The following is a 21819-nucleotide window of genomic DNA, read 5'->3' on the forward strand; positions in this document are numbered from 1 at the left end:
GTACGGGGGTCGGCAGGCTGCACTGGTCGTCGTCCGACGCCCGTCAGTGAGTCGGGCCCTGGGTCGGCCGGCGGTCGTCAGTCCGCGGGTAACACCCCCAGTGATGTCGGCCGCGCCGTCTCGTCGTCGGCCTCGACGGAGCCCTCCCGCCCCGCGGTGGAGTCGGGGTCGGCCGATTGGGCGTCCATCGACCGTTTCCGAACCGTCAGTGGCTGTCGCGAGACCAGCTCGCAGTCGAACCCCGGATGTTCGACGAAGTGCCAGAGCAACATGTGTCGGCGGCCACCAGTGAGGCCGGTGCGGCCGACGTGCTCGGCGGTGAACTCCTCCGGGAGACGGTCGTACAGCCGCTCGCAGGCCGCGTAGCGCTCGAACACCTTCCGGTGGCCGGCGGAGTTCGCTCCGCGCCGTTCGACCACGTACCGGCCGTCCTCGCGGTGCATGCAGGTCGTGTGGACGAACTCGTGGCTCCTCGTCAGTGCGTTCGCAAGCTGGTCGCGAAGCTCGGCTGCTTCGCTGCGCGTCAGTACGTGCGTCTCGTCGCCGACGGCGAGCAACAGGTCGGTGCCGTCGGCCGCGACGGTGGGACTATCGTGGTCGGAGAATTTCTCGACCAGCCGCGTCGTCGCGACTTCCTCTATCCTCGTGCGAATGTGGTGTCATCGCAATCCATGCTTCGGTGGCAGGGTGGGTAAAGGTGGTGGTCGTGCAGGTGGGACTGCCGGACGCGTCGGTTGCACGGGCGACGTCGGTCGTCACCGCGGTTCGACCTCCCCGGACCGTCGCTCCTTTCACCCGGCCGACCGTATCGCCCCCTATGGAGATACGCGGCGAGCGCGAGTGCAAGGACTGTGGGCGACGGTGGTCGTACTACGAGACCGGCAGCGTCAACTGCCCGGACTGCGAGAGCATGCGGAGCGTCGGCGTCGACGACGAGAAACGGCTTCACACCGCGAGCCCGGTCGAGTTCGACCTCTCGGAGGCCAGAGGTGCCATCGACGAAGTGCCGGAGGACGAGGCGCTGACGCTCGTCGTCGAGGCCTGCCGGGAGTTCCGCGGCGCCCACGGCTTCGTGAACGCGGGTGAACTGCAGGACCTGGACGACACTTACCTCGTCGCGGGCGAGCTACGCCACGTCGCGGGGATGGTCGAGCGCTCACTCGGGCGTGACGACGAGGAGCGGTTCTACCTGCTGTCGCTGCTCCGCGAGGACGTCACCGACCGGCCCGCACCCGACGAGGTTCCGGAGACGCTCCGGGCCGCACGGGGCCTCGCGTATGCCGATTCGGTACGCACCTACCGGCGCGAGCTCCGCGACTGGATGGAGGCGTCGGGTATCGAGGCCGACCGGCTGGCCGCGGAGGTGCTCTCGGCGCTCGACGACCACGCCAAGCGTGTCGAGGCGCTCGACGGGGACGTCTCGCCGCGAGAGTCGGAACGGCTCGTCCTGGCGACCCGTGAGGTCGCAGCGTACCTCAGAGACGACGACGAGGACGCCATCAGCAGAGCGAGACAACGGCTCGATATCGACTGAGAGGACGTATGAAGAAGTGAGACTCGGACCGACTCAGAGGTCGACCGCGACGTCTTCCTGCAGACTGGCCGCCCGCACGGTGTTGTAGAGCAGCATCGCGATGGTCATCGGGCCGACGCCGCCAGGCGAGGGCGAGATGACCGACGCCTTCTCCTTCGCACTCTCGAAGTCGACGTCGCCGGTGAGCTCGTAGCCCTTCTCGTTGTCCGCGTCGACGCGGTTCGTCCCGACGTCGATGACGACGACGCCCTCGCTCAGCATGTCGCCGGTGAGCATCTCGGGGATACCGACGGCCGCGATGACGACGTCCGCGTTCCGGGTCTTCTCCGCGAGGTTCTCGGTCCGGGAGTGACAGACCGTCACCGTGGCGTTGCCGCCGTCGGCTTTCTGCATGAGCAGGTTGGCCATCGGCTTGCCGACGATGTCGGACCGGCCGATGACGACGACGTCCTTGCCCTCCGGGTCGACGTCCGCCGATGCGAGCAGTTTCTGGATACCGTGCGGCGTACAGGGCTTGAACCGGGCGTCACCGGCGACGAGCCGGCCGACGTTCTCCGGATGGAAGCCGTCGACGTCCTTCATCGGGTCGACGCGCCGAAGGACCTCGCGCGTATCGACGTGGTCCGGGACGGGCATCTGGACGAGGATACCGTGGATGGAGGGGTCTTCGTTCAGCTCGTCGATGGTGTCGTACAGCTCCTCTGCGGGGGCGTCGGGGTCGATTTCGACCGTCGTCCCGTCGATTCCGACGTCGTCGCAGGCGCGCTGTTTCATCGAGACGTACGTCTGGGACCCGCCGTCGTCGCTCATCAGGACCGTCGCGAGCCCGGGCGTAACGCCCTCCGCTTCCAGCGAGTCGATCGCGGCGGCGACAGAGGCGCGGACGTCTTCGGCGACCGCGTTGCCATCGATGACGTGTGTCATTACGTCGGGATTCGCGAGGCGAGCCCTTCAACCCTCGGGTTCGTGCCCAAAAGGACCACCCCTAACTGTGTAAAACATCACGTTCGTGCATACACTCTCGGCCTGTCGCGGCCGGTTCGCGACGAGATGGTTCCCTTCGCCTATGCTCAGCCAACCGTATCGACCCCCGCTCATTCGGTTCGGGAGATGGTAACCTGTTGTTCCGAACGGGCCTCGAACCGGTCGAGCAGGTCGCAGAGGTCCCGCGAGCGTTCCGCGAGCAGGTCGCTCGTCCGGCGCACGTTCGCGATGGACGCGAGCTGGTGGTTCGCCGCCGCGGCGACCTGGTCGGTCCCGTCTGCCGTCCGGTGGCTGATGTTGGCCACCTCGTCCACCTTCGAGCGCACCGCCTCCGTCGAGTTCGCTTGCTGCTCCGTCGCGGCCGATATCCGCTGGATACCGTCGTCGACGGCCTCGGCGTGTTCCTCGACGGCGGAGAGGGCTTCGATGCTCCTCTCGACGGTCTGGAGTCCTCGTGCAACGTCCGCCGTCATCTGTTTGATGTCGGAGACGACGGTCGAGGTGTCCGCTTTCACCTCCTCGACGACCTCGCCGATCTCGGTCGCCCGTTTCTTCGACTCCGCGGAGAGCTCCTTGACCTCACGTGCGACCACGCCGAAACCCTGGTTCGACGCGGCATCACTGTTCGCCTTCGACGCCTCGATGTTGGCGTTCAGCGCGAGGACGTTCGTCTCCGAGGCGATGTCCGAGATGGCGCCCGTGGTCTCCTCTATCCGCTCTATCTGAGAGTGCAGGGCCATCACGTCGGTCGCCGCCTGTCGGGTACTCTCGCGGATGTCACGCATCGCGGTGGCGACCTCCACGATGGCTTCTCTCCCCTCGTCGCTCGCGCCGACGGCGTCACGGGACTGCTCTGCGACCCGCTCTGTCGTCGCCGATATCTGGTCGATGGTCGTGGTCAGTTCGCGCATCTCTCGGGTGACGTCGTCGAGTCTGGCGGTCTGCGTGCGAGCACCCGCCTCGATGCGGTCGATGGTTTGAGTGACCTCGTCGCTCCGGCGAGCGACCTCCGCCGCCTGGTCGGACGCGCTCGTGCTCGCCTGCGCGACGGTCTGGGCGAACGCCTGCGCCTCCGCGTGTGCCGGCTCGAGTTCGTCGAGCATCGCGTTGAACGAGCGTGCGACCGTACGCATCGCTTCGCTTTCGGTCGCCTCGGTCGACAATCGCTGGGAGAGGTCGCCGTCTGCACAGTCCTTCATCGTCTCCCCGTACGTGGCGGCCGTGTCCTCGAGTTGGGTGTTCATCGCCTGGACCATCTCTCTGGCCGCTTCGGCGTCGGCGCGGGCCTGGTCCGCCCGTTCGATAGTCGCCCGCAGTTCGTCGCGCATCGCGCCGATGGAGTCGTACAGCTCGCCGATCTCGTCGTTCCGGTTCGAGGAGAGGTCGACGTCGAAATCGCCCCCCTCTATCTCCTTCGCCTTCTCCGTGAGCGCCTGCACCTCCACGAACTGTGAGAGAGTGCCGAGACCGAGCGAGCTCATGACGCCGACCGTCGTCGCCAGCCCGAGGACGAACAACGAGTAGTTGGCCGTCTCTACGAAGAGGTAGACCGAGATTGACCCGCCGAGAAGGCCGATGACCCCGACCCCGACCGTCAACTGGAGTTCCAGACTGTTCCTGAAGTGGTCCGTTATCGATATCGCTGGTAGTCGAATTGATGTCCCCCCGAACATATTGACTACCCAATCGTTCTGGTTGCTAGCACAAGACGTGTGCGCATGACAACCAAAGCCCTACTCCGCGAGAACAGTTAGTACAGCCCGCCTATCGGGCTAAAAGTCGATTCTGGTACGTTGCCTCTTCCCCGTATTTCCGCTAACTGAATACGTCAGCAGGCGTGACCGTCTCGGTTATGGCTGACGGTGAGTGGGCCTACCGGTAGAGCGGGTTCGCGTCGCAGAGGTCGGCGACCGTCTCGGCCACGTCCGCCTTCACGTCGGTGTCTTCCGGGTGGTCGATGACGCGAGCGATGCAGTCAGCGACGACGCGCATGTCCTCCTCGTCGAAGCCACGCGTCGTGAGGGCGGGCGTCCCGGCGCGGATGCCCGAGGGGTTGAACGCAGAGCGCGTCTCGCCCGGGACGGTGTTCCCGTTCAGGACGATACCGACGTCCTCGAGTGCCTCTTCTGCGTCGCCGCCCGTCGTGTCCGGGTGCGAGGGGCGCAGGTCGACGAGCACGAGGTGGTTGTCGGTGCCGCCGGAGACGAGTTCGAAGCCGTGGTCGGCGAGCTCCTCGCCGAGGACCTTCGCGTTGGCGACCGTCTGTTCGGCGTACTCGGTGAACTCCGGCTGGAGCGCCTCCTTGAAGCCGACGGCCTTGCCGGCGACGTTGTGCATGAGGGGACCTCCCTGCGTGCCGGGGAAGACCGCCTTGTCGATGTCCGAGGCGTACTCCTCGTCGCACATGATGATACCACCGCGGCCGGCGCGGATGGTCTTGTGCGTACTCCCCGTGACGAAGTCGGCGACGCCGACCGGCGAGGAGTGGACGCCAGCCGCGACGAGACCGGTGATATGGGCGATATCGGCGAGGTGGAGTGCGTCGACCGCGTCGGCTGCCTCCTGGATGGCTTCCCAGTCCACGTCGCGCGGGTACGCTGAGTAGCCCGAGACGATGATGTCCGGTTCGAACTCCTCTGCGTGCGCGCGTACCTCGTCGTAGTCGATGCGCCCCGTCTCCGGGTCGACCTCGTACTGCTCGACCTCGTAGGTCTGGCCGGTGAAGTTCGCCGGGTGCCCGTGGCTCAGGTGACCACCGTGAGTCAGGTCGAGCGAGAGGATCTTGTCGCCGGGGTCGAGTACCGCGAGGTAGACCCCCATGTTCGCCGACGAACCGGAGTGAGGCTGGACGTTGACGTGGTCTGCACCCCACAGCTCTTTCGCGTACTCGATGGCCTTCTCCTCGACGGCGTCGGCGTTCGCACAGCCGCCGTAGTAGCGCTTGCCCGGATAGCCCTCGGCGTACTTGTTCGTAAGGACCGAACTCTGGGCCTCCAGCACCGCCTTCGAGACGTGGTTCTCGCTCGCGATCATCGCGAGCGTCTCCTCCTGCCGCGTCACCTCGTCTTCCAGCGCGTCTGCGATGTCGGGGTCGACCGCCCGAACGTGCTCGTACTCCATACTGGATTGGCCGGTCGGTCACTTCATAAGTGTACCCTCTTCGGGGAAACGTGACGGTGCCTGCTATGGCGAGACGCACCCCCGCCCGATACATTGAACTGTCACTGGTGGTATCTACCAATTCGAATGATAGAGTGGGAGGAGAGGCAGGACGAGCTCCGGGTGGTCGACCCGGGTACCGCCGAGCTCACCCTCTCCGCTCCCCGGTTCTCCGTCGTCGGTGGGGAGACCACGCTCCCGCGACCGGTCGACACCACGCTCGACTGCTCGGTGAGGGAGCTTCGGTTCCCCATCTGCGTCGTCTACGCCACCTCGCTCACCAGCGACGAGACGTTCCGGTTCGAGAACGACGTCGACCGGCTCGAACTCCCGGCGGATGAGTACGTCGTCGACCTCGACGCTCGAATCAAGACGTACCTGCTGGTCGAGGGGCCCGTGACGCTCTCTCGGACGGGTGACTTCGAGGAGGTCGTCGTCTCCTTCCCACCATCGACCGTCGTCACGCTCGGGTTCCGGAGCCGGAGCGACCACCCGCCGGGGACTCTCACCGTGCCACCGACTCCTCGGGGCGTCGCGACCGCACTCTCGCACCTCTCCTCGGCCCACCGGACCGACGGTCCGAACCGGACCTATCCGACGCTCCGGGGTCACCCACCGCTCGTCGAGACCGGTGACGCGGTGGAGATTCCCGACGCCATCGCGAGAGCCACGCCCGACGTCGGTATCGAACTGCTCGTCCCGCCGTCGTTCCCGGAACTGTTCGTCACCGCACCCCTCGCGTACTACCTGCAGGCGGACGTCGAGGTCGTCGACTCCCTCGACGCACCGATGCTCTGTGCTCCCGGCGCCGGTATCAGACACGACCTGGGCTCCCTTCCCGCGCTCGAACGGACGGCCGCAGCCCTCCTCCGGAAGGTGTTCTTCCTCGACTGTCTGGTCCGAAACGCGGGACCGTACGGGACCGCGCTGGCAGAACAGAACCTGCTTCACGCGCTCGACCTCGACGCCGACCGACTGTACCACGGCTCCCCCGTCGACCGACTGGAGACGTACCTGTCGGTCCCGCAGGCAGCGATCGAGCACCGGCTCCCGGACTGGCACCTGTCGATGTACGTCGACCCGGAGCCGTCGATGGTGCAGACGCTCCCCTTCCTGCTGGACTCGCTCGCGCTCGTGTACCCGCCCAGAACCTCGGAGCTAGAAGGTGCAGAGCTCGTCAAGCGGTCGCTCGACGACTTCTATCGGGGTGGCTCCAGGAAGGGCCCCGGACAGGTCGCCTCGGTCGACGTGGTGAAACCCGAGTTGCGCGGCGGGCGCGTCCACGGCTGGCTCGCGGACGGGGTCCCAATCGACGTGTTCAAGTCGACGCCGGTGGCGTACCAGAACCGACTCGCGTTCCTCGACCACGGCCGGGAGACGGCACGGGTGACCGTCGTCCTCAACGACAGCGAGATGGACACCGAACAGGCGGACGTCGCGGCGATATACCACGAACGGAGCGAGGACCTCCCGCTCTCCGTCGACGTCCGCGACGACCTCTCTACGGCCGAGCTGGCCCGCGTCTTCGAAGCCGACAACGACTTCGTCCACTACATCGGCCACTGCGAGGAGGCCGGTCTTCGCTGTCCCGACGGCTACCTCTCGACCAGGTCGCTCGCCAAGTGCAACACCCAGACGTTCTTCCTGAACGCGTGCGGCTCGTTCCACGAGGGGATGGGGCTGGTCGAACGGGGTGCGGTCACCGGCGGCGTGACGTTCACGCAGGTCCTCAACGACCACGCGGTGAAGGTCGGCTCCGCCTTCGCTCGGCTGCTCATCCACGGCTTCTCGTTCGAACGGGCCCTCAGAATCGCACGGCGGCGCATCATGATGGGCAAGGACTACGCGGTCGTCGGCGACGGGACCCACGCGCTCGCGCAGACGACCAACCGGATTCCGACGACTGCGGAGGTCCGACTGCTCGACGAGGACCGGTATCACCTCTCGTTCGACCAGTTCTCGCTCCAACACGCCGGGAGCTACTACCAGCCGTACGTCGACGAGAACGAGTTCTCCTACCTGTGCGGGAACCAGTCCGAGTTCGTCCTGAGCCGGACGTCGCTCGTCGACTTCCTCGAACGGGCCGACAGCTGTGTCATCTACGACGGGGAGTTCTACTGGTCCGACGACCTGGCCGCACGTCTGTGAGAAGAGTCGTGCCGTGCAGCCGATTCCGCTTCAGGGGCCGGTCTACAGGTTCATGGCCCGGTGTACGGGCTGCTTCCTTTCTCCTTCGCTGGCGCTTCCGTCGAGCCCTGGTCGTGTATGTTACCCGTCCCCATGAGTAGTTGTTCACACAGTCCACGGGAAGATACCTTATAGTTTCTGGATGAAACGTTCACTTCTGCTCGGCCGAATCCGGGCGGATTCAACGCGCATACGGCAAGATTTGAGTATACTGAAGCCAATAAAATTAAGTATCTATCCGGCGTTTTGTTGTGTATAGGCATGACTTCGAATTTACTAGACAGGCAGATTGACGATATCCTCGAGAGCGTCCTCGAAACCTCGTCCGGGACGCTCCTCGTGGTCAACCCGTCCGCCGACGCCATCGAAGAGTTCGTCCGCGTCGCGACGGCGTTCGATGGCGACCTTCCGGCGGTCCGGATGCTCGCCGACGAGCGGACCCTCAAGGACGTCATGGACGACTTCATCGTCGCCTCGAACGCAGCGGACCTCATCGACCAGGAAGCACTCGAGCTTCGCACCGTCGCGGAGACGCCCGAGAACTCGCTCCTCATCACGGAAGAGAGCGTCGTAGCGCTCGTCACCGCCGGCAACCGCGTCGGCGGCCTGACCACCGACGACGAGGAGTTCGTCAGCACCGCGTACGACGCCTACGAGGCTGAATGGGCTGACGCCTCCTCGTTCAAGCTCCGGACGCCCCCGATCAGCCGCGTCCGCGAGACGCTCGAATCGGACATCTCCCCCGAGGCGGAGCAGGACTTCACGAACATCCTCAACTCGCTCGAGACCGCCCGCGGTGACGGCGAGGGGCTCGACGAGGTCACCATCTCGCTGCTGGTCGCCGCGAAGAACGAGGCGCTCCTGTACGACATCAGCAAGTGGGGCGAGGACGTCGGCATCGCGTCGAAGGCCACCTTCTCCCGCACGAAGACGAAGCTCGAGGACATGGGCCTCATCGATACCGAGAAGGTCCCCATCGACGTCGGCCGCCCGCGACTTCGCCTCAAGATCGGCGACGAGCGCCTGCGCACCGCCGACAACGGACAGCTCGCGACCGTCGCACAGTCGATTCTCAACTGAACCGGTTTCTCTCTCCGTCCCTCGCTCGAACCAGCAGCGCCGTCGCTCGATCTGCCGAGACCGCCACAGAACCACGACACGACTTCCTCGGTCGGTACCTTTAAGACATACCAGCAGTATGTTTCAGGTGACGCTTCGTCTGGAGGGCCGAAGCGTCAGCGGGGACCAATTCAGGGCGGCAAGCGGGCACGCGGGCACTATTTCCCCCGCGTGCTCCGCTTTCCTGTTTCGATACAGAACCACCAGCGACGAGTCTCTACGTACCGATTACTGGAACCCGTCCGTCGAAAGAAGAGTCTCTCCGCAGCCGCTGTCCCGTCTCACTCGACACTGACGTCGGCGTCGCCGCCTTCGTCTCGCTCGTCCCACTCGAGTTCGAACTCCACGCTGAGTTCACCCTCGGTCGCACCGCGGGAGGTCTCTCGTTCTGCTTTTATCTCGAACGTGGGCTGGGCCGGGGGGTCGAGCGTCACGGACTGATCGCCCGCAGACAGCGTTATCGAGTCGCCTGCTTCCAGTTTGTCCGCGACAGTTCGGAGCAGCGCTGCGATGTCAGCTCGGCTCTTCCGCGATTCGGTTTTGAACAACACTTCTTCTGGCATCGTCCGATGTACGTGGCCGGTGGACATAAAGACCAGCAGCGAACGAACATGAACGGCAAACATACATGACAGAATCGCAAGTGTATCCCCCTACACAAGCGAGGCGGTTGCTAACCAATGGTTACCGGAATCAGGTTTATCAAGCAGTTCTTTTTAAATACTCGGGCCGACACGTTTATTTCACCCCATGGCCAAATCTCAACAGGACATTTCCAATGTACGACTTGACAGGATTCCAGCGAGACTTATTGTATGTAATCGCAGGGAAAGAAGAGCCGCATGGACTGGCTATCAAAGAAGAGCTGGAGCAGTACTACGAGAAGGAGATCCACCACGGTCGGCTGTACCCCAACCTCGACACGCTCGTCGACAAGGGCCTCATCGAGAAGGGCCAGCGTGACCGGCGGACGAACTTCTACGTCCTGACCCGCCGTGGCCGTCGAGAGATCGAGGCCCGGAGCGAGTGGGAAGGACAGTACCTCAGCGCAGAAGCCTGAACTGAGTCAGACCGTCCCCACGGGGGGAGCCGAGCGAACGATTTTCTTTCACCGCCCACGTACGTCGAGCAGATGCCATCGCGCAAGACGCTCCTCGCGCTTGGACTCCTCCTGAGTGTCGCCATAACCGTCGTCCTGTGGGTGGTGTTCGACACGCTCGCCGTGTTCCTGTTCCTTCCACTGGTACCGTTCGTCCTCGGACGAGGGGGCGACGGAGCACCCGTCCGTCGCTGTCCCGTCTGTGGATTCGAGACGGCCGACGACGGGTTCGAGTACTGTCCGCGAGACGGTGAACGGCTGGAGTGAGGGTACTACGCCGCGTCCTGCCCCTCGTCCCCCGTCGGCTCGTCGTCCTCGGCCAGGACGAGTTCCTCTTCGACGTCGACCGGGGGCTCTACCTCGTCGACGTTCGCGCCGTGCTCGGGCGAGGTGAAGTACGTGGGGTCGACCGCATAGGGTTGGAGCGTCTCGCTGTGGAGCAGCTCAGGGAGGACGAGTCTGGCGAAGTGGACAGAGCAGACGAGCAACATCGGGCCGAGGAAGATACCGTACCAGCCGAACATGAGCGGCCCGAAGATGTACGCGAACATCACGGCTCCCACGTGGAGATTCCGCCCGGAGACGTACGGCCGTAACACGAGGTCGGGGATGACGTCGACGATGACGAACGAGACGGCGACGAACAGGATGGGGAACCAGAACTGTCCCGAGGCGTCGGCCTGTGCCGTCTCGTAGAACATGAACGCCGCGACCGGAAAGTAGACCAGTTTCATGCCGACGACGGGGATGAGACTCGCAGCACCGGCGAGCAGGCCGACCAGTGCCGCGTAGGGTATCGCAAGGCCTTCGGGCGCGTAAACGTTGAGCACGCTGTACGAGAGCGCGCCGATGACCCCGGTGAGGATGGCGTTCAGGATGTTCCCGAAGAAGATGTTCCGGAAGTCGCGGTCGACCGCGTCGAGATACGCGCCGAGCACGCCGCGTTCGTCGCCGAAGGTGCCGCGGAACCAGCGCGACAGTCGGTGGCCGTCCCTGAGCAGGTAGAACGCGAGGGCGATCATGATGAACAGGTGGAGCGCACCGGTCCCGACGATGCCGAGGAAACGCTGACTCTGGGTCAGGAGGTCGGCGATGACTGAGATGCCCTCCTGGTCGGTGAGCAGGTCCTGAGGATTCTTGATTCCTTCTGACAGCTTGAAGTACGGTTCGAGCAACGCCTGTATCTGACCGATGTCACCGTTCTCGGCCTGCAGCGCCTCGGTGAACGTGTTGAGCTCCTGCAGCCCGATCGCGAGTGCGTAGGCGAACAGGAGCAAGAACGGAAGCGCCAACGTGAATATCGCGACCGTTGCGGCGAGGCTGGGCGGCCGGATGCGCCGCTTCAGGCGGGAGTAGACGGGACGGGTCGAGTAGTAGATGAAGATTCCGAACACGAACGTCCCGATGAACGAGTAGACGACGAACAACAGCGCACCCCCCAGGAGGAACGCGAGCCCCCACCACGGCGCACGCGACCTGTCGATATCGAACCCACCGAGCATATGCGTGCAGGCGCGCGGAACCGTGAAAAACCTGTCGTGGACGTGAGAGCCTCAACGTCCGATTCGGCCGGTCTTTTATATGTCACCGTACGAAACGAACACCGTGGACGTCGTACTTCAGCAGTGGGCAACCTCGTCCTTGGACTTCGAAGTGGCGCGGATACTTCTAGCCGCTGCCCTGGGGCTGTTCCTCGGCCTCGAGCGAGAGTGGTCGCAGAAGGCCGCCGGCATCCGGACGTTCGCGCTCATCAGTACGGTCGGTTCCGTCTTCGCCATCCTCGCCGCCGAGACGGACCACGGCGAACTGTTACTCGTCGTCGGCGGGCTCCTCGTGGTCGCACAGGGAATCATGCTGGGCGTGAACGGGCTTCTCGGGGACGAGAAGAACACGCTCGCACTCACCACCTCGGTCTCGATGCTCCTCGCATACAGCATCGGGATTCTCGTCGCGAACGACTTCATCATCGAGGGGGTGACCGTCGCCGTCCTGTCGTCGACGGTGCTCGTCCTCAAACGCGAACTTCACTCGTTCGCGGACAACCTCTCCCGCGAGGAGGTCCGCTCGGGAGCGGAGTTCGCCATCCTCGCGTTCGTCGTCTACCCACTGTTACCGGCCGGTGAACAGGAGTACCCCATCCCGGGGTTCCAGGGTGAGACCATCACCATCGAACCGCAGGTCGTCTGGCTGATGGTCGTGACCGTCGCGGCCATCGGCATCGTCAACTACATCATCGTCCTGACCTACGGCGGTCGCGGGATAGCCGTCACCGGCTTCTTCGGCGGACTCGCCTCCTCGACGGCCGTCGTCGGGACGATGCTCGACCAGGTTCGACAGAACGCCGACGCCGTCTCGTACGCCGTCGCGGCCATCATCCTCGCCGACGCCGCCATGGCGCTCCGGAACATGCTCATCGTGGTCGCGTTCACCCTCTCGCGCGACTTCCTCCTCACCGCGACCGTCCCGTTGGTCGCCATCATCCTCGCCTCCATCGTCGTCGCCTGGTTCACCGCCGACTGGACGAAGTCGGTCGACCTCGAACTCGACAGCCCGTTCTCACTCCGGTACGCGCTCGGCTTCGGCCTGATGTTCCTCGCCGTCCTCGTCATCGGTGCCATCGCCGAGGCACAGTTCGGCGCCGCCGGGTTCCTCGCGACGGCGCTCATCTCCGGGCTCGTCTCCAGCGCCGGTGCGACGACCTCGGCCGTCCTGCTGTTCCGCGGTGGGACGCTCGACGCGAACACCACCGTCCTCGCCGTCCTCCTCGCGACCGGGTCGTCGGTCCTCGTCAAGGCCGGCCTCGCGGCCGCCAGCCCGAACGAGGACTTCGTCCGCCGAGTCGCAATCTACAGCGGCGTGCTCGTGGTCGTCGGGAGCCTCTCGACGGCGCTCGTGGTCCTCTCGTAGTAATTGCGGCAAACAACGAGAGTATTAAAGGGGGGCTTTCCCAACAGGTCTGCATGGACCGAGATACGGCCGAACCGCGGGTAGACACCATGCCCGGGCCGAAAGCGCAGGAGTGGGCGGAGTACCACCACCAGTTCGCCGCCCCCAGCACGTACGTCTACGACTTCGTCTGGGACATCACCGCCGACGCTGAGGGACCGTTCTGTACCGACGTCGACGGCAACGTCCTCCTCGATTTCACGAGCCACGTCGCAGCCGCACCCCTCGGGTACAACAACCCGAAGGTGATGGACAAGCTGGAGTCTCTCGAACTTCTCGACCCCGTCAAGATCGCAGGGCAGGACTTCTACGCCAGCGGTGGCTGGCCGCCGGAGGACCCCGACATCCCGTCGCCGACCCAGCTGATGGACCGCCTCATCGACGCGACCGACCACTACGATATGGACCGCGTCTTCCTCTCTAACTCCGGCGCGGAAGCCGTCGAGAACGCCATCAAGATCTGCTACAACCGCCGGGGTCACCGCGGCGTCTGCTTCGACGGTGCCTTCCACGGCCGAACGCTCGGCGCGCTCTCGCTCAACCGCTCGAAGGTCGTCCACCGGAAGGGCTACCCCGAGGTTCCCGGCATCATCTCCGTCCCCTACATCTCGACCGAGACGGACTATCGCGAGAAGTGGCGGACGGACGGCCCCGGTGGCAACGTCCTCGCCGACAAGCTCCACGAGAAGGTGGGCGTCATCGACCCGGCTGAGGTCGCCTACCTCATCCTCGAGCCCGTCCAGGGCGAAGGTGGCTACCGCGTCCCCCACGAGGGCTTCATCGACGACATCGAGACCATCCGCCGCGAACACGGTATCTACGTCATCGCAGACGAGATCCAGGCCGGGATGGGCCGAACGGGCAAGATGTGGGGCAGCGACCACCTCGAACTCACGCCCGACGTCATCACCAGCGCGAAGGGACTGCGCGTCGGTGCGACCATCTCACGCGCCGACGTCTTCCCCGAGGAGACGGGGCGTCTCTCCTCGACCTGGGGTGCCGGCGACATCATCTCCGCCGCACAGGGCGTCGCGACCATCGACGCCATCCACGAGTACGACCTGCTCGACAACGCGACCGAGCGCGGCCGCCAGCTGTGGGAGACCATCGCCGACGCCGACATGGACTCCGTCGTCGACATCCGCGGCCGCGGCCTGATGTTCGCCGTCGAGTTCGACACCAAGGACCGCCGCGAGGAGGTCATCAAACAGGCACTCGGCCGCGGCCTGCTGACGCTCGGCTGTGGCTACAAGAGCCTCCGTCTGCTCCCGCCGCTCGACGTGACCGAGCGCGAGATAGACATCGGTGTCGACATCTTCCTCGACGCCATCGAGTCGGCAGAACGGTCGGCACCGATGACGACGACCGACTCGAGCGACGCCTCGTAGTCGGACGGAAGACACCTCCTCGACTACGGAAGACACCTCCTCGACTGCGGAAGACACCTCCTCGACTACGGAAGACACCTCCTCGACTGCGGAAGACACCTCCTCGACTACGGAAGACACCTCCTCGACGGACGGGACCGACGACCGCTCTCCTCACTGCTACGCCGGTGTCACAGCGGGTTGATACTCTCAGCCAGCGATAGGTATCGTATGACTCTCTCCCGAAGACAGCTTCTGAGCGCCATCTCGGTCGCCGGAACCACGGTTCTCGCCGGCTGCACGTTCTCCGCGAATCTCGGCGGCGATCCATCGGGAACGCTCTTCGTCGACGTCGTCAACGAGGGCGAGGAGGACCAGACGGTGACGGTCGTCCTCCTCGACGACTCCGACTCTCCCGTCGACGAATGGCCGGAGACGGTCGTCCCGGCGAATACGAGCAAGTCGTTCCGGTTCGACAGCTCGGGCGGCCCGTTCGAGGCTCGCGTCGAGTCTGCCAGGTTCGCGTCCGCAGGGCGGTGGGACCCGTCGACCTGTACGAAAGAACGGTTCGTGACCCGCGTCGGCGTCCGTGACGGGACGCCGTACGTCACAGCCGAATCACGGTGTGAAGCGTAACTCCAGCGGAGATGCCGTTCAGGCGGCGATACGAGCGAAGTGCCGGCCGTACCACTCGACCGCGAGAGCGGTGACCTCGTTCAGCGCGCCCGGACGCTCGAACAGGTGACCCGCCCTGGGAACGACTGCCAGCTCCTTCTCGCAGGTGAGCCGCTCGAACGCCTGCTTGTTCAGCTCCAGTATCTGGTCATCGTCGCCGCCGACCACGAGGAGCGTGGGGCTTGTCACCTGGCCGAACACGTCGCTCGCGAGGTCCACCCGTCCACCGCGGCAGACGACCGCCGCGACATCCGTCCGGCCGATGGAGGCGCGGAGCGCGGCAGCCGCCCCGGTGCTCGCGCCGAAGTACCCGACCGGGAGCTCGGCACTCTCGTCCGTCTCACCCAGAACCTCGGTCGCAGCGACCAGCCGTTCCCGAAGGAGTTCGACGTCGAACCGCAGTGCCCGGTCGAGGTCTTCCTCTGGCGTGAGCAGGTCGAACAGGAACGTTCCGAACCCCTCCTCGCGAAGCGTCTCGGCGACCGCGTTGTTGCGCGGACTCAGCCGACTGCTGCCACTCCCGTGGGCGAACACGACGGTCCCACTCGCATCCGCCGGGACCTGTAGCTCGCCCTGAAGGGTCACTCCACCGACCGGTACGTCGACGAACCGCTTCTGTGCCCCAGTCATATAGCTACTTCGCGCGTGCGAGGCTTCAACCGAAGCCATGACCGACCAACCCACTCATTACCGTCTCGTGACCGTCTCGACGGCTGACAGCGGGGAGGTGGATTCAACAGGGAGTACACGTGCTCGACCACGTGGAAAAGGGTCGTCGCGCCGAGCGACACTCCTCGCCGGCCGTGGCGCTCAGCGGGGGCCCGGCTGGAATCCGCCCGGCGGGGACATCTCGCTGTAGGACATCCCGCTCAGGTACTCGTCGTAAGTGAGGTCGTACTCGGCCCGGAGGTGGAAATCGAGTGTACCGTTGCGGATCGTCGTCTCGAACAGCTGGTGGACCGCACGCTGGACGAGGTCGTTCGCGTCGGCCCCGAGACCGGTGACGAGCATGGCGAGCTCCTGACGGGTCTGGCGGTCCAGATCGGCCTGATAGCCGGCGAGTTCGGACGCGGTCCGTTCGAGGTCGGTCTGGAGATCGCCGAGGTCGTTGACGTCGTTCATACCTGATAGAAAGTCACTATCGCTAAAGTTGGTTATGCCCCGGAAATGGGGGTTCTGTGGCCTCACAGTCCCGTTCTATCGGCTGATGGTCGCGTCTCGACCACGCCGGAAACGGCACCACGGTCGGTCCCGAAGCAGCACGTTCAAAGGCCATCGACCCGGAGGAGCCAGCAATGACAGCGGGTGAGGAGTGGACGTTCCCGGTTGCAGACCTCGACGCGGTGCGCGACGCACTGGTCGAGTGGTACGAGGCCGACCATCGCGACTTCCCGTGGCGGCGGACCGACGACGCCTACCCCATCCTCGTCTCGGAGGTGATGAGCCAGCAGACCCAGCTGGAGCGGGTCGAGGCCGCCTGGCACGACTTCCTCGAGGAGTGGCCCACCGTCGCGGACCTCGCAGCGGCCGACCGGGCCGACGTCGTCGGCTTCTGGACCGAGCACTCGCTGGGCTACAACAACCGTGCGAAGTACCTCCACGAGGCCGCCCGACAGGTGGTCGAGGAGTACGACGGTTCGTTCCCCGAGTCGCCCGACGAACTCCAGGAGCTGATGGGTGTCGGACCCTATACGGCCAACGCGGTGGCCAGCTTCGCCTTCAACAACGGTGACGCGGTGGTCGACACGAACGTCAAACGCGTGCTGTACCGCGCCTTCGATGCCCCGGATGACGACGCGGTCTTCGAACGGGCCGCGAGCGAGCTGATGCCCGAGGGCGAGTCCAGGGTCTGGAACAACGCCATCATGGAACTCGGCGGCGTCGCCTGCGAGAAGACGCCGAGCTGTGACGAGGCGGGCTGCCCCTGGCGGACGTGGTGTCACGCCTACGAGACCGGCGACTTCACCGCCCCCGACGTCCCGACCCAGCCGAGCTTCGAGGGGAGCCGGCGACAGTTCCGCGGCCGGGTCGTCAGCGTACTGAACGAGCGCGACGAGGTTCCGCTCGACACGCTCGGCCACCAGATACGCGTCGACTACTCTCCCGACGGCGAGTACGGGCGGGAGTGGCTCAGGGGACTCCTCGCAGACCTCACCGACGACGGACTCGTCGCGGTCGACGAACGCGACGGCGAGGCTGTCGTCCGGCTGTCGTAGTTCTGCGACGGCGAGGTCAGCGTCTTCCGCCAGTAGCGTGAGCCCGAACCAAGCGAGGCGCTTCCCGCTGGAACGTCGAGACGAGATGGTCACCCTCACCTCCAGTGACCATCCGACCACACGACGACCGTTCCCTCATCACGAATCGCCATCAGAGGCCCGATACAAGGACGTTAGCGCCGTTATAGGGAGGCTCGACCTTACCGCACATGTACCACAAACAGTATGTCAACTGGACTGCTCGTAGGTGGTATGGGTGGTAGCGGTATGGACGAAACGATGTCGGCGGTGGCGAAGCGTCGGGGGTTCCTGGCAGCGCTAGCGGATGCACCGCACCAGAAGCCGGCGCTCGCGGACACGTGTGACGTTGCTCGCTCGACCGTAGACAGGGCGATTCGCGAACTCGAACTCGCAGGACTGGTCGAACGTGGGAACGACGGGTACGAGCTGACCGTCGTCGGCGAACTCGCCTACTCGCAGTTCAAGACGTACGAACAGGCGATGGAGGCCATCTGCGAGACCGCGGACGTTCTCGGACTGCTGCCACAGAGCGACCTCGTCGACCCCGCGATGCTGATCGGTGCGAACGTGACGCGGGCCGACATGCACGCACCGGACCGACCCCTCCAGGAGATCGTCGACCTCGTCTCCGACGCCGTCCAGGTTCGCGGTGCCTCTCCGGCGGCACACGGGGCGTACGTCGAAGCCTTCGACGAGCGTATCCACCAGGCGAACATGGCGGTCGAGCTCGTCTTCACGCCGGACGTGTTCACCGAGCTGGCGACCACATACGCGGAGTACATGGAGAAGTCGACGCCGGAGTGGGTCACCTTCTACGAGATTCCCTCGCTGCCACCGCACGGCGTGATGGTCGTCGAGCACGCCGATGGGACGCTCGAGGCGAGCTTCAGTATCTACACCGACAACGGCATCCAGGCCGTCGTCAGGAACACCCGCGAGGAGGCTGTGGCGTGGGCGATGAACCGCTTCGAGCAGTTCCGTGACCAGTCCACCGAGTTCCAGCTCTAGTTTTTTGGTTCATCGCCCCGTCGGTCCCGCCGTGACCGACGATACGCACGTCATCGCCCTCTGTGGGAGTCTCCGGGACAAAAGCTACACGCGAATCGCACTCGAGACGGCGCTCTCGGCAGCGGCGGACGTAGGCGCGACGACCGAGCTGGTCGACCTTCGCACCCTCGACCTGCCGGTCTTCGATGCCGACGACGACGAGGCGGGCGACGCACCAGAGCTCACTGCCGCAGTCCGTGCCGCCGACGCCGTCATCCTGGGGACGCCGATGTACCACGGTTCGTACTCCTCGCCGCTCAAGACCGCCCTCGACTACTGCGGTTTCGACGAGTTCGAGGACAAGACCGTCGGCCTGCTCGCCGTCTCTGGTGGGAGTTTCCCCGTGACCGCGCTCGAACACCTCCGTTCGGTCTGCCGGTCGCTGAACGCCTGGGTCATCCCGCACCAGGCCGCGATTCCGTCGGCGCACGCTGCTATCGACGAGGGGGCGTTCCTCGACAGCGGACTCGAGGACCGGGTCAGGACCCTCGGAGTACGGGCAGTCCAGTACGCGAACATCGAACCCGACCCGGACTCGTTCGAGAGCCGCGAGAACGTCGGTGCCGGCGACTGAGAGACCAGACACGAGTCGCCAGTCCGCGAGCGTCGTGACGATGAGCAACCGTTTTGGGGGTCCATCGTGGCAGTGAACCTATGCACGCCATCACGAACAGTGGGTGGATCGAGGTCATCACGGGCAGTATGTTCTCGGGGAAGACCGAGGAGCTGCTCCGTCGCCTCCGTCGGGCCGAGATCGCCGGGCAGGAGGTCGCAGTGTTCACACCCAAGCTCGACCACCGCTACGGTGAGGAGGTCATCGGCTCGCACGGTGGCCGGTCGTGGGAGGCCGTCCCCGTCGAGTCCGAGGGCGAGGACGTGTGGGAGGTCCTCGACCACCTGAACGGCGAACAGGTCGTCGCCATCGACGAGGCGAACTTCTTCGAGCCGTCGCTCGTCGACCTGTGCGAACACCTCGCCGACGACGGCCGCCGGGTCATCGTCTCGGGACTGGACCAGACTTTCCGCGGCGAACCGTACGAGCCGGTTCCCCAGCTCATGGCGATGGCGGAGTACGTCGAGAAGCTCCAGGCCATCTGCGTCGAGTGCGGCGAGCCCGCGACCCGGAACCAGCGACTCGTCGACGGCGAGCCCGCCCACCGTGACGACCCGACCACGCTGGTGGGCGCAGAGGAATCCTACGAGGCGCGCTGTCGGAGCTGTCACACCATCCGGAGCGAGTAGATGACCCAGTGGACCGAAGACCCCACCGGGGGTCGTGACCGCGGCCCGGTCGCACTCGCCCGGGCGTGGGTCGAAGTGCTGGTCCGTCCCCGGCGGTTCTTCCGGACCGGAATCGCACCGGGCGACCAGGCCCCCGGGCTCGTCTTCGCGATGGTGGTCGTCCTCGTCGAGGAGGCTATCCGTTTCACGCTCGTCGAGGGCGCGTACCCGGTCGTCGCCGGGAACGCCACGCTCTCTGCCGTGCTGTGGCTGGCGCTGGCGGTGCTGTTCGTGACGCCGGCCACCCTGCACCTCGTCGCGGCCCTCCAGACGCTGCTGTTGATTCCGTTCGCAGGCGAGCGGCGAGGCGTGAGCGAGACGGTCCAGTTGCTCGGCTACGCGACCGCACCCTGTCTCCTCTCGGGGATACCGGACCCGCGGCTCCGGGCGGTCCTCGGTCTCTGGGGTGGTATCCTCGTCGTCGTCGGCCTCTCGACCGTCCACGGGCTCACCTGGAAGCGGGCGGCGGTCCTGGGTGCCATTCCGGCCAGTCTCGTCTTCGGCCTGGGGTTCCGGGCGTTCGACGCCATCGGCGTCCTCCTGCGGCAGTGGTACATCATCTGACCGCATCCGAACGGGCGTGACAGATTCACGCCGGCCCGTCTTCTCCTTCTCGGGTTCCAGAATCAGCGTCCGATTCAGCGAGGTTGGTAGGTGACCCTGTAGCCGGAATCGGTCTCCTCGACCGTCTCCGCCTCGTAGAACCGTATCTCTCGCTCCATCTTCGTCACGACCGGGAAGTCGTAGTGTTCTGCCTCGTACCCGACGTCGTCGCCTGACTCCTGCCGCCGTTCGACGAACTCGCGGTGGCGCTCGAGTCGCCCATCGACCAGGGCTTCCGAGCGAGCCGGGAGGTCCTCGAGTCGGTCGTCGAAACTCGCGGCCACGTCGGGGTCGAGTTCGACGCCGACCGAGTCGCGGCCAGCCAGCATCGCCGCGAGCGTCGTCGTCCCCGTCCCCCAGAACGGGTCGAGGACGGTGTCGCCGTAGACGGAGTACATGTTGATGAGCCGGTAGGGTATCTCGACCGGGTATGCGGCCGACCGGTTCCGGGCGTCGCCGCTGTCGAACCGCTGGAGCGTGCCCGCGATGTCGGTCCAGACGTCCGAGAACCACTCGTTCCGCTCCTCCCAGAAGTAGGCGCTCTCGTACCGTCGTTCACAGCCCGGCTCGAACTGGCGAGTCTCCCCACCCTTGCGGAAGACGAGGATGTACTCGTGTTCGAGGGTCACGTAGGCGTTCGTCGGGAGCATCCCCGACCCCATGAACTTGCTCGCCTTGTTCGTGGGCTTGCGCCAGAGCACGTCCGGTAGCGGTCGGAAGCCGAGGTCGGTCATGTGCTCGACGACCCGGGCGTGGTTGGGGAACTGCGAGAAGGAACCGTCGACGCTCCGGGTGGCATCGCCGACGTTCAGGCAGACGATACCGCCGGAGCGGACGACCCGCGCCAGCTCCGCCCAGACGGCCGCGAGCTCCTCGTGCATCAGGTCGAACGCCCGGTCCGCATCGCCATCTTCCAGTGCGTCTGCGATAGCGGGGTTCAACGAGGCGAAGGCGTCGTCCCACATCTCTATCATCGGGTACGGCGGCGACGTGACCACCAGGTCGATCTCGCCGTCGTCGACGCTGGCCATGTCGCGTGCGTCACCTACCACACAGACGTGTTCACCCTCCATCTCGTCGGTCATTCTCCCCCTTACAGGGAGCATCACCTAAACCTGTGCATCACGCCGCACACCCGTGCCCCGAATCGACAGGAAAGCTATCACATTCGCAATATGCTTATAATCTCTCCCAGCATACTAATCGGTGATAGGATTATGACAGTACCGCTATTCATCGGGGGAATTGGCGGCCCAGAACTCATCGTCATCTTCCTCCTCGTGATACTCCTCTTCGGTGCGGACAAACTGCCGAAGCTGGCACGAGCGAGCGGTGAAGCGATGGGTGAGTTCCAGAAGGGTCGAGAAGAGATCGAACAGGAGCTGGAGGAGGCCCGGACGAAGGCGACGGAGAGCGTCACTCCCAGCACCAGCACCACGGTCGACGACGAGCCCGTGACGACCGAAGAGGTCGAGGCCGAACTCGAGACCGAGACCGACGACACCGACGCGTCGCCGGCCTGAACCGACCTCGGGACGACCGGCGGCCGATTTTTCCGGAAGCTGCTCGCGAGAGATCTCT

The 21819-nt window shown here is 65.2% G+C and carries 23 protein-coding genes; 14 read left to right on the forward strand and 9 right to left on the reverse strand.

Translation table 11 applies throughout. The features are described 5' to 3' along the window. Positions 1–77: 77 nt before the first annotated feature. Positions 78–557, reverse strand: coding sequence for a DUF7528 family protein (locus ACSC1Y_RS04110; protein ID WP_435333419.1), 480 nt, complete (start codon positions 555–557; stop codon positions 78–80). A 260-nt stretch (positions 558–817) separates the two neighbouring features. Here ACSC1Y_RS04110 and ACSC1Y_RS04115 point away from each other — a divergent pair, with 260 nt between their 5' ends. Continuing rightward, the gene (locus ACSC1Y_RS04115; protein ID WP_435333420.1) at positions 818–1534 is read left to right on the forward strand and encodes a DUF7117 family protein; all 717 of its coding nucleotides are present in this window, start codon (positions 818–820) and stop codon (positions 1532–1534) included. A 33-nt stretch (positions 1535–1567) separates the two neighbouring features. On the opposite strand, the gene ACSC1Y_RS04120 is transcribed toward ACSC1Y_RS04115, so the two are convergent. From ACSC1Y_RS04120 to glyA, 3 genes are all read right to left on the reverse strand, one after another. Then, on the reverse strand, positions 1568–2458 hold the full coding sequence (locus ACSC1Y_RS04120) for a bifunctional methylenetetrahydrofolate dehydrogenase/methenyltetrahydrofolate cyclohydrolase (RefSeq protein WP_435333421.1): 891 nt from the start codon (positions 2456–2458) through the stop codon (positions 1568–1570). Positions 2459–2628: 170 nt separating this feature from the next. Then, positions 2629–4191 (reverse strand): methyl-accepting chemotaxis protein, encoded by a 1563-nt coding sequence (locus tag ACSC1Y_RS04125; RefSeq protein WP_435333422.1) that lies wholly within the window; start codon positions 4189–4191, stop codon positions 2629–2631. Between the two features lie 199 nt (positions 4192–4390). Next, the gene (gene glyA / locus ACSC1Y_RS04130) at positions 4391–5638 is read right to left on the reverse strand and encodes a serine hydroxymethyltransferase (protein ID WP_435333423.1); all 1248 of its coding nucleotides are present in this window, start codon (positions 5636–5638) and stop codon (positions 4391–4393) included. A gap of 126 nt (positions 5639–5764) precedes the next feature. Here glyA and ACSC1Y_RS04135 point away from each other — a divergent pair, with 126 nt between their 5' ends. Both ACSC1Y_RS04135 and tbsP read left to right on the forward strand, forming a co-directional pair. Continuing rightward, the gene (locus tag ACSC1Y_RS04135; RefSeq protein WP_435333424.1) at positions 5765–7825 is read left to right on the forward strand and encodes a hypothetical protein; all 2061 of its coding nucleotides are present in this window, start codon (positions 5765–5767) and stop codon (positions 7823–7825) included. A gap of 300 nt (positions 7826–8125) precedes the next feature. After that, positions 8126–8944, forward strand: a complete 819-nt coding sequence (gene tbsP, locus ACSC1Y_RS04140; RefSeq protein WP_435333425.1) for a transcriptional regulator TbsP — start codon at positions 8126–8128, stop codon at positions 8942–8944. Between the two features lie 320 nt (positions 8945–9264). On the opposite strand, the gene ACSC1Y_RS04145 is transcribed toward tbsP, so the two are convergent. Then, complete coding sequence (locus tag ACSC1Y_RS04145; protein WP_435333426.1) at positions 9265–9546, reverse strand: amphi-Trp domain-containing protein; 282 nt, start codon at positions 9544–9546, stop codon at positions 9265–9267. A gap of 215 nt (positions 9547–9761) precedes the next feature. On the opposite strand from ACSC1Y_RS04145, the gene ACSC1Y_RS04150 reads away from it, so the two are divergent. Together ACSC1Y_RS04150 and ACSC1Y_RS04155 are read left to right on the forward strand one after the other, a co-directional pair. Further along, entirely contained in the window at positions 9762–10043 is a 282-nt protein-coding gene (locus ACSC1Y_RS04150) for a PadR family transcriptional regulator (RefSeq protein WP_435333427.1), read from the forward strand. A 72-nt stretch (positions 10044–10115) separates the two neighbouring features. Continuing rightward, positions 10116–10349: a hypothetical protein gene (locus tag ACSC1Y_RS04155; protein WP_435333428.1), complete on the forward strand. Its 234-nt coding sequence runs from the start codon at positions 10116–10118 to the stop codon at positions 10347–10349. A 5-nt stretch (positions 10350–10354) separates the two neighbouring features. On the opposite strand, the gene ACSC1Y_RS04160 is transcribed toward ACSC1Y_RS04155, so the two are convergent. After that, a complete protein-coding gene (locus ACSC1Y_RS04160; protein ID WP_435333429.1) occupies positions 10355–11584 on the reverse strand; it encodes an AI-2E family transporter in 1230 nt (409 codons plus the stop codon). 103 nt (positions 11585–11687) lie between these two features. Here ACSC1Y_RS04160 and ACSC1Y_RS04165 point away from each other — a divergent pair, with 103 nt between their 5' ends. The 3 genes from ACSC1Y_RS04165 (at position 11688) to ACSC1Y_RS04175 (ending at position 15031) form a co-directional block, all read left to right on the forward strand. After that, positions 11688–12989: an MgtC/SapB family protein gene (locus tag ACSC1Y_RS04165; RefSeq protein ID WP_435333430.1), complete on the forward strand. Its 1302-nt coding sequence runs from the start codon at positions 11688–11690 to the stop codon at positions 12987–12989. A 53-nt stretch (positions 12990–13042) separates the two neighbouring features. Beyond that, the gene (locus ACSC1Y_RS04170; protein WP_435333431.1) at positions 13043–14416 is read left to right on the forward strand and encodes an aminotransferase class III-fold pyridoxal phosphate-dependent enzyme; all 1374 of its coding nucleotides are present in this window, start codon (positions 13043–13045) and stop codon (positions 14414–14416) included. 210 nt (positions 14417–14626) lie between these two features. Continuing rightward, positions 14627–15031, forward strand: a complete 405-nt coding sequence (locus ACSC1Y_RS04175) for a hypothetical protein (protein ID WP_435333432.1) — start codon at positions 14627–14629, stop codon at positions 15029–15031. 18 nt (positions 15032–15049) lie between these two features. On the opposite strand, the gene ACSC1Y_RS04180 is transcribed toward ACSC1Y_RS04175, so the two are convergent. Beyond that, complete coding sequence (locus ACSC1Y_RS04180) at positions 15050–15700, reverse strand: dienelactone hydrolase family protein (RefSeq protein WP_435333433.1); 651 nt, start codon at positions 15698–15700, stop codon at positions 15050–15052. A 180-nt stretch (positions 15701–15880) separates the two neighbouring features. After that, the gene (locus tag ACSC1Y_RS04185) at positions 15881–16192 is read right to left on the reverse strand and encodes a ribbon-helix-helix protein (RefSeq protein WP_435333434.1); all 312 of its coding nucleotides are present in this window, start codon (positions 16190–16192) and stop codon (positions 15881–15883) included. A gap of 173 nt (positions 16193–16365) precedes the next feature. On the opposite strand from ACSC1Y_RS04185, the gene ACSC1Y_RS04190 reads away from it, so the two are divergent. From ACSC1Y_RS04190 to ACSC1Y_RS04210, 5 genes are all read left to right on the forward strand, one after another. Continuing rightward, positions 16366–17286 (forward strand): HhH-GPD family protein, encoded by a 921-nt coding sequence (locus ACSC1Y_RS04190; protein WP_435333435.1) that lies wholly within the window; start codon positions 16366–16368, stop codon positions 17284–17286. A 267-nt stretch (positions 17287–17553) separates the two neighbouring features. Then, complete coding sequence (locus ACSC1Y_RS04195) at positions 17554–18315, forward strand: helix-turn-helix transcriptional regulator (RefSeq protein ID WP_435333436.1); 762 nt, start codon at positions 17554–17556, stop codon at positions 18313–18315. 31 nt (positions 18316–18346) lie between these two features. Next, complete coding sequence (locus ACSC1Y_RS04200; RefSeq protein WP_435333437.1) at positions 18347–18928, forward strand: NADPH-dependent FMN reductase; 582 nt, start codon at positions 18347–18349, stop codon at positions 18926–18928. An 80-nt stretch (positions 18929–19008) separates the two neighbouring features. Then, positions 19009–19596 (forward strand): thymidine kinase, encoded by a 588-nt coding sequence (locus ACSC1Y_RS04205; RefSeq protein ID WP_435333438.1) that lies wholly within the window; start codon positions 19009–19011, stop codon positions 19594–19596. Next, on the forward strand, positions 19597–20199 hold the full coding sequence (locus ACSC1Y_RS04210) for a YIP1 family protein (protein WP_435333439.1): 603 nt from the start codon (positions 19597–19599) through the stop codon (positions 20197–20199). It begins immediately after the preceding gene. A gap of 74 nt (positions 20200–20273) precedes the next feature. Here the strand turns inward: ACSC1Y_RS04210 and ACSC1Y_RS04215 are convergent, their stop codons facing one another. Then, positions 20274–21311 (reverse strand): DNA-methyltransferase, encoded by a 1038-nt coding sequence (locus tag ACSC1Y_RS04215; RefSeq protein ID WP_435334640.1) that lies wholly within the window; start codon positions 21309–21311, stop codon positions 20274–20276. 144 nt (positions 21312–21455) lie between these two features. Between ACSC1Y_RS04215 and ACSC1Y_RS04220 the strand changes: the two genes are divergently transcribed. After that, positions 21456–21761: a Sec-independent protein translocase subunit TatA/TatB gene (locus ACSC1Y_RS04220; protein WP_435333440.1), complete on the forward strand. Its 306-nt coding sequence runs from the start codon at positions 21456–21458 to the stop codon at positions 21759–21761. The last annotated feature ends 58 nt before the right edge of the window (positions 21762–21819 follow it).

The organism is Haloarchaeobius lipolyticus (assembly GCF_051208015.1).
GTDB lineage: Archaea > Halobacteriota > Halobacteria > Halobacteriales > Natrialbaceae > Haloarchaeobius.